The organism is Yinghuangia sp. YIM S10712 (assembly GCF_051388935.1).
GTDB lineage: Bacteria > Actinomycetota > Actinomycetes > Streptomycetales > Streptomycetaceae > Yinghuangia.
Map to the genome: position 1 here is coordinate 1 of NZ_JBPKBI010000051.1, position 7,469 is coordinate 7,469.

Sequence of the window (7,469 nt, forward strand, 5' to 3'; positions counted from 1 at the left end):
GTGAGGCGGACGCGGTGGCCGGGGTGGCCGGGTGGTTGCGGGACCAGGGCCGGCGGACGAAGCGGTTGAGGGTGAGTCATGCGTTCCATTCGCCGCTGATGGACCCGATGCTCGACGACTTCCGGGCCGAGATCGCGGACATTGCGTTCGGGGAGCCGGTGACACCGGTCGTCTCGGCGGTGACGGGGGCGGTGGCGTCCGCAGAGGAGCTGGGGAAGGCCGATTACTGGGTCGAGCACGTCCGCAAGCCCGTGCGCTTCCTCGACGCGGCCCGCGCACTCGACGCGGAGGGTGTGACCACGTTCCTCGAACTCGGCCCCGACGCCGTGCTCTCCGCGATGCTCCCCGAATGCCTCCCGGAAGCCGACGCCCTCCACACCGTGGCCGTGCTGCGCCGCGACCACCCGGAGCCCCAGGCCGCCGCAAGTGCCCTGGCGGACCTGTTCGTGCACGGCTTCCCGGTCGACTGGACGCGGCTGCTGGACGGCACGACCTCGCCCCCGCAGCCCCTCGATCTTCCCACGTACGCCTTCCAGCGCCGCCGTTACTGGCTCGACGCCCCCGAGGGCCGTACCTCCCGAGCCGCCGACCGCGGGTCTGACCCGGTCGACACCGAACTGCGCGCCCTCCTCGCGGCCGATGCCGACGCCGCAGACGAGCCGGAGGCCGGTGCCGCGGATGCCCTCCGCACCAGCCTGGCCGGCTTGTCCGACCCCGAACGCGACCGTGCGGTGCTGGGCGTGGTATGCCGCCAAGTCGCCCTCGTGCTCGGCCACCCTTCCCCCGAATCCATCGAGCCGACACGGGCGTTCGCCGATCTCGGGCTGACGTCGATCACCGCCGTCGAGCTTCGGACCCGCCTCAACGCCGCGACCGGGCTGCGCCTGCCGGCGGCCATCGCCTTCGACGCGCCGACCCCGCAGGCGGTCACGGACCGCATCGTTCGGGAACTGACCTCGGGCGGCACCGCCGCCGTGTCCGGCGCTGCCGTGCCGGCCGCCGCGTCCGACGACCCGATCGTGATCGTCGGCATGGCCTGTCGCTATCCCGGAGGCGTCGAATCACCGGAGGACCTCTGGGAGTTGGTGGCCTCGGGTACCGACGCGGTCACACCGTTCCCCACCGGCCGCGGCTGGGACATCGAAGCGCTGTACGACCCGGACGCGCGCAGCTCCGGTAAGACCTACACCCGCGAAGGCGGCTTCCTCCACGACGCCGACGCCTTCGACGCCGGGTTCTTCGGCATCTCCCCGCGCGAAGCCCTCGCCATGGAACCGCAGCAGCGCCTGCTGCTGGAGACCGCGTGGGAGACCTTCGAGCGCGCCGGGCTCGACCCGACCTCGCTGCGCGGCGAACGCGTGGGTGTCTTCCTCGGCGCGTCGTGGCAGGGATACGGACCGCAGTTGCAGGACGCGCCCGAGGCCGTCGAGGGTCGCATGCTGACCGGCGGGGCACCCAGCATCATGTCCGGCCGCATCGCCTACCAACTCGGTTTCACCGGACCGGCGTTGACCGTCGACACCGCGTGCTCGTCGTCGCTGGTCGCGCTGCACCTGGCCGCGCAGGCGATCCGGGCGGGCGAATGCTCGCAGGCACTCGCCGGCGGCGTGACGGTGATGTCGACCCCGGGCGCGTTCGTCGAGTTCTCCCGGCAGGGCGGCCTGGCTCCGGACGGCCGCTGCAAGGCGTTCGCCGCCGCGGCCGACGGCACCGACTTCGCCGAAGGCGTCGGACTGCTGCTGGTGGAGAGGCTGTCGGACGCCCGGCGCCGCGGCCACCGGGTGCTCGCCGTCGTACGCGGCAGCGCGGTGAACCAGGACGGCGCGTCCAACGGGCTCACCGCGCCCAACGGCCCCTCGCAGGAGCGGGTGATCGCCCAGGCACTGGCCAACGCCGGACTCACCGCCGCCGACGTCGACGCGGTCGAGGCCCACGGCACCGGCACCAGGCTCGGCGACCCCATCGAAGCCGAGGCGCTGCTGGCCACCTACGGACGCCAACGCCCCGACAGCCGGCCGCTGTTCCTCGGGTCACTCAAGTCGAACATCGGCCACAGCCAGCATGCCTCGGGCGTGGCGGGCCTGATCAAGATGGTCATGGCCATGCGGCACGGCGTCCTCCCGCAAACCCTGCACGTCGACGCCCCGACCCCGCACGTCGACTGGTCGGCCGGCGCGGTCGAACTGCTCACCGAGCAGCGTTTGTGGCCCGAAACCGGTGCGCCGCGTCGCGCGGGCGTGTCGTCGTTCGGGTTCAGCGGCACCAACGCCCACATCATCATCGAACAACCCGTTCCGGAGCCGGAGTCCGACGAAACCGCCGAGAAGCCGGGAACCGATGCGGCGGCCGAGTCGGCCGTGCGGCGTGCCGCCGAAAGCGTGCGGCCCGCCGCGGTCGCCTGGCCGATCTCCGCGCGCACCCCGGCCGCGCTCCGCGAACAAGCCCGCAGGCTGGCCTGTTTCGCGTCCGCGGACGACGCGCCGAGGCCGGTGGACACCGCGTGGTCGCTGGTCGCCACCCGCGCCGACTTCGACCACCGGGCCGTCGTGGTCGGCGCCGACACCGCCGAACTGGTCGCCGCCCTCCAATCCATCGCGGACGGTGAGGAGCCGTCCCCCGGCGCCGCCATCGGATCGGCGGGGGCAGGTGATACCCGCCCGGTCTTCGTCTTTCCCGGCCAGGGCACCCAATGGCCGGGCATGGCCCGGGAATTGCTCGACGAGTCGGCGGTGTTCGCCGCGACCGCCGCCGAATGCGAGGCCGCGCTCGGCGAGTTCCTCGACTGGCGGGTCACCGACGTGCTGCGCGCCGAGCCCGGCGCGCCGTCGCTCGACCGCCTCGACGTCGTACAGCCCGTGCTGTTCACCGTGATGGTGTCGCTGGCTGCGGTGTGGCGCTCGGTGGGAGTCGAGCCGGCTGCCGTGGTCGGGCACTCCCAGGGCGAGATCGCCGCGGCCCACGTCGCGGGCGGACTCTCCCTGCACGACGCGGCCCGCATCGTCGCGCTGCGCGCCCAGGCGTGGCAGCGGTTGGCCGGGAAAGGCGCGATGGCGTCCGTGCGCCTGGGCGCCGACGAGACCCAGGCCAGGCTGGCGCCATGGTCCGACCGGCTCTCCATCGCCGCGGTGAACGCCCCGGGCACCTGCACCGTCACCGGCGACGCCAAGGCGCTCGACGCCCTGCTCGCCGCCCTGGAGGCCGACGGCGTGCGCGTGCGCCGGCTCCAGGGCCTGAACGCCGCCGGGCACTCGCCGCAGGTGGACCGGCTGCGCGACCACCTGCTTCAGGAGTTCTCCCCGGTCCAGCCGCGCTCGTCCGCGATCCCGTTCTACTCCACGGTGACCGGCACCCGGCTCGACACCGGCCGGCTCGACGCCGTGTACTGGTACCGCAACGCCCGCGAGCCCGTGTGCTTCGCCGACGCCGTACAAGCACTCGCCCGCGACGGCCACCGCGTCTACGTGGAGACCGGCCCCCACCCGGTGCTCGCCGCCAACATCCTCGGCTGCCTTGATGGGGAAGCCGCCGACCCCGTCGTCGTGGGCACGCTGCGCCGGGACCACGGCGGCACCGCCCAATTCCTCGCCTCCCTCGGCGCGCTGCACGTGCGCGGCGTGCCCGTCGACTGGGAGGCCGTCCTCGCGGGCTCCGGCGCCCGGGCCGTGGACCTGCCGACGTACCCCTTCCAGCGCGAGCGGTACTGGCTTGCCGCGTCGACCGGCGCGGACGTGTCGGCCGCCGGACAGACCGCGGCCGACCACCCCCTCCTGGGTGCAGCGGTCGAACTCGCCGACGGTGCAGGGCTGGTCCTGACCGGACGGATCGCGCCGCGCACCCACACCTGGCTCGGCGAGCACACCCTCCACGGCACCCGGGTGCTCCCCGCCGCGGCATTCGCCGAACTGGCCGTGCGGGCCGGCGACCACGTCGGCTGCCCCGCCCTTGACCGGCTCGACGCCGACACACCGCTCGCCCTTCCCGAGCGCGGCGCCGTGCAGATCCAGGTCGTCGTCGGCAACCCCGACACCGAAGGACGCCGCGAAATCGCCGTCTACGCCCGGCCCGAGGCCGACGACGCCGACGCCCGCCCCTGGGCTCGGCACGCCACCGGGCTGCTCGGCCGCGACGCGCCGCCCCCCGCGCCGGATGATGAGCCCACCTGGCCGCCCGGCGACGCGAGCCCGCTGGACCCGGCGCGGCTCTACGCCCGACTTGCCGAAGCAGGAGCCGCGTACGGGCCGGCGCTCACCGGGATCACCGGCGCCTGGCAGCGGGGCCGGGACCTGCTCGCCGAGATCACCCTGCCCGACACGGCCGGCCGCCCCGACGGCTACGTGCTGCACCCCGCACTGCTGGAAAGCGCCCTGCAACTGCTCGTCGCCGACCCCGGCGGCGAGGTCGCCGGAGCCGTGGGCGCCTGCACGTGGTCCGGGGTGACCGTGCACGCCTCCGACGCCGTCACCGTCCGCGCCACCCTCACCCCGACCGGGCCGGATACCGCCGCGCTGCGCCTCACCGACCCGGCCGGCAGCCCGGTCGCCACCGTCGACGAAGTGCGCGTGCGCCGCGCGACATCCGCCTGGCTGCGCGGCGCCGTCAGCGGCATCGCGCACCCCTCGCTGCACCGCGTCGACTGGGCCGACGTCGGCCCGGCCGCCGAGCGCGGCATCTCCTCCCACGCGTCGTGGGCGGTGGTCGGCGACCACGGCTTCGGCTTGGCGGGCGCCGCCCGGCACCCCGACCTCGCCGCCCTGCTCGGCTCGCTCGATGCCGGACAGCCAGCCCCGGACGTGATCGTCCTCGGCCTGGACACCGGCCCGGAAACCGACTTGGTCGCCACCACGCACGCCGCTGCCCGCCGCGCCCTCGCGCACACGCAGGCGTGGCTGGCGGACCCGCGCCTGGCCACGTCCCGGCTGGTCGCCGCAGGTGCGGGCGCGCTGCCCGTGCTCCCCGGCGACGGCGCCGGCGACGCCCACCGCCTCCCGTACGCCGTCGCGTGGGGCCTGCTGCGCTCCGCCCGCACCGAGAATCCCGGACGGGTCATCCTGGTCGACCTGGAACGCCCCGGCGACCCGCTCCCGCCGGCCGCCGTCGACCTCGGCGAACCCGAAGTGGCGGTGCGCGGCGGCCGGTTCCTCGCGCCGCGCCTGGTCCGCGCCGGCGCCGGCGACCGCACCGGCGACGCGCTCGGGAACGCCCGCGGAACCGTCCTGATCACCGGCGGCACCGGCGGCCTGGGCGCGCTCGCGGCCCGCCACCTCGCCACCCGGCACGGTGTCCGCAACCTCGTGCTGGTCAGCCGGCGCGGCCCGAAGGCCCCCGGCGCCGACGCGCTGGTCGCCGAACTCACCGCCGCCGGTGCCTCGGTGACCGTGGCGGCCTGCGACGCTGCCGACCGGGCGGACCTCGCCCGGGTCATCGACGAGATCCCCGCCGACCGGCCGCTGACCGGCGTCGTGCACACTGCCGGCGTACTCGACGACGGCGTCATCGCGTCGCTCACCCCCGAGCAGGTCGAGGGCGTCCTGCGGCCCAAGGTCGACGCCGCATGGAATCTGCACGAACTGACCCTAGGCCGCGACCTCGCGGTGTTCGTCCTGTACTCGTCGCTCGCCGGCGTCCTCGGGGGCGCCGGCCAGGGCAACTACGCCGCCGCCAACGCCTTCCTCGACGCACTCGCTGCCCACCGCCACCGCCACGGGCTCCCCGCGACCTCGCTCGGCTGGGGCCTGTGGTCGCGCAGCGGCGACATGGCCCAGGCCCTCGACGCCGCCGACTACGAGCGCATGGCCCGCGCGGGCGTCCGGCCGCTCGGCGACGCGGAGGGCATGGAGCTGTTCGACGCGGCCCTCGGCCACACGGGTGCCCAACTCGTTCCCGCCGGCCTCGACGCCCGCACCCTCCGCGCGCAAGGCGACGCCCTGCCCGCCCTCCTCAAGGAGCTGTACGGGACGGCGCCCCGCCGCGCGACGGCCGGCACGACCGCGGCCCCCTCAGGCGGCGCCGACCTCGCGCGACGCCTTGCCGTACTGCCCCCCGCAGACCGCGACCGCGCCCTGCTGGACACCGTCCTCAGCCAGGTCGCCGCCGTGCTCGGGCACGCCCACGCCGCCGACGTCGACAGCGAACGGGCCTTCAAGGACCTCGGTTTCGACTCGCTCACCGCCGTCGACCTGCGCAACCGCCTCAGTGCCGCAACCGGCCTCGCACTGCCCGCGGCCCTCGTCTTCGACCACCCCACCCCGACCGCCGTGGCCGACTACCTCCGTGGAGAGCTACCCGTTCCGCGCGCCGAGGCACAGCCCGGCCCGGCCGACGGGCCGCAGGCCGACGCCGACCCCCACGACCCGGACGCCACGGTCCGACGTGTTCTCACCGCCCTCCCGATCAGCCGCCTGCGCCGCGCCGGGCTCCTCGACCTCCTGCTGCAACTCGCCGACGACGACGTCACCGCACCGGACGGCACCGACGCGGCATCACCGGACACCGCCGCCGGACCCGCCGCTGACGCCATCGACGCCATGGACACCGAAAGCCTGCTCCGGCTCGCCGCCCAGAGCTCGGCGCCCTGACCGACCCGGAGGAGAAGAGCCCGTGACCACCACGACAACCGGCGCCGGCGACACCGCCGCCGATACGTCCGCCCAGCTCGTCACCGCGCTGCGCTCGTCCCTCAAGGAAGTCGAACGCCTGCGCGCCCAGAACCGGCACCTGATCGCGGCAAACGCCGAACCGATCGCGATCGTCGGCATGGCCTGCCGCTTCCCCGGCCGCGTCCGCTCGCCCGAAGACCTGTGGCGGCTGGTCGCCGACGGCCGCGACGCGATGGCCGGGTTCCCCGACAACCGGGGCTGGCCCGCCGACCTGTACGACCCGGACCCCGAGACGCCCGGCCGCACCAACGCGCCCGAAGGCGGCTTCCTGTACGACGCCGACCAGTTCGACGCCGCGTTCTTCGGCATCTCCCCGCGCGAAGCCCTCGGCATGGACCCCCAGCAGCGACTCCTCATGGAGGTCGCATGGGAGGCCGTCGAGCGCGCCGGCATCGACGCCGCGACGCTGCGCGGCAGCCGTACCAGTGTCTACGTCGGCGGCAACGGCCAGGACTACCCGCTGCTGCTGATGACCCGCGCCCCCGAAGCGGTCGAAGGCTTCCTCATCACCGGCAACGCCGCCAGCGTGGCCTCCGGGCGCATCGCCTACCACCTGGGGTTGACGGGTCCGGCGGTGACGGTGGACACGGCGTGTTCGTCGTCGTTGGTGGCGCTGCACCTGGCCGTGCAGTCGCTGCGGTCGGACGAGTGCTCCCTCGCACTCGCCGGCGGCGTCACCGTGATGTGCACGCCGTCCGCGTTCGTCGAATTCTCCCGACAGGGCGGGCTGTCCACGTCCGGCCGCTGCAAGGCGTTCGCGGCGGGTGCCGATGGCACCGGGTGGGGTGAGGGGGTGGGGGTGTTGTTGTTGGA

General features: G+C 74.8%; 2 protein-coding genes. Both read left to right on the top strand.

Going from position 1 to position 7,469, the window contains the following annotated elements:
- Nucleotides 1-6,575, top strand: a 6,575-nt coding sequence (locus tag ACRX5W_RS32955; RefSeq protein ID WP_436792075.1) for an SDR family NAD(P)-dependent oxidoreductase, incomplete at its 5' end; no start/stop codon positions are given.
- Nucleotides 6,508-7,469 (top strand): beta-ketoacyl synthase N-terminal-like domain-containing protein (locus ACRX5W_RS32960; RefSeq protein WP_436792076.1); only part of this gene is annotated, 962 nt, incomplete at its 3' end. The genes ACRX5W_RS32955 and ACRX5W_RS32960, both read left to right, overlap by 68 nt.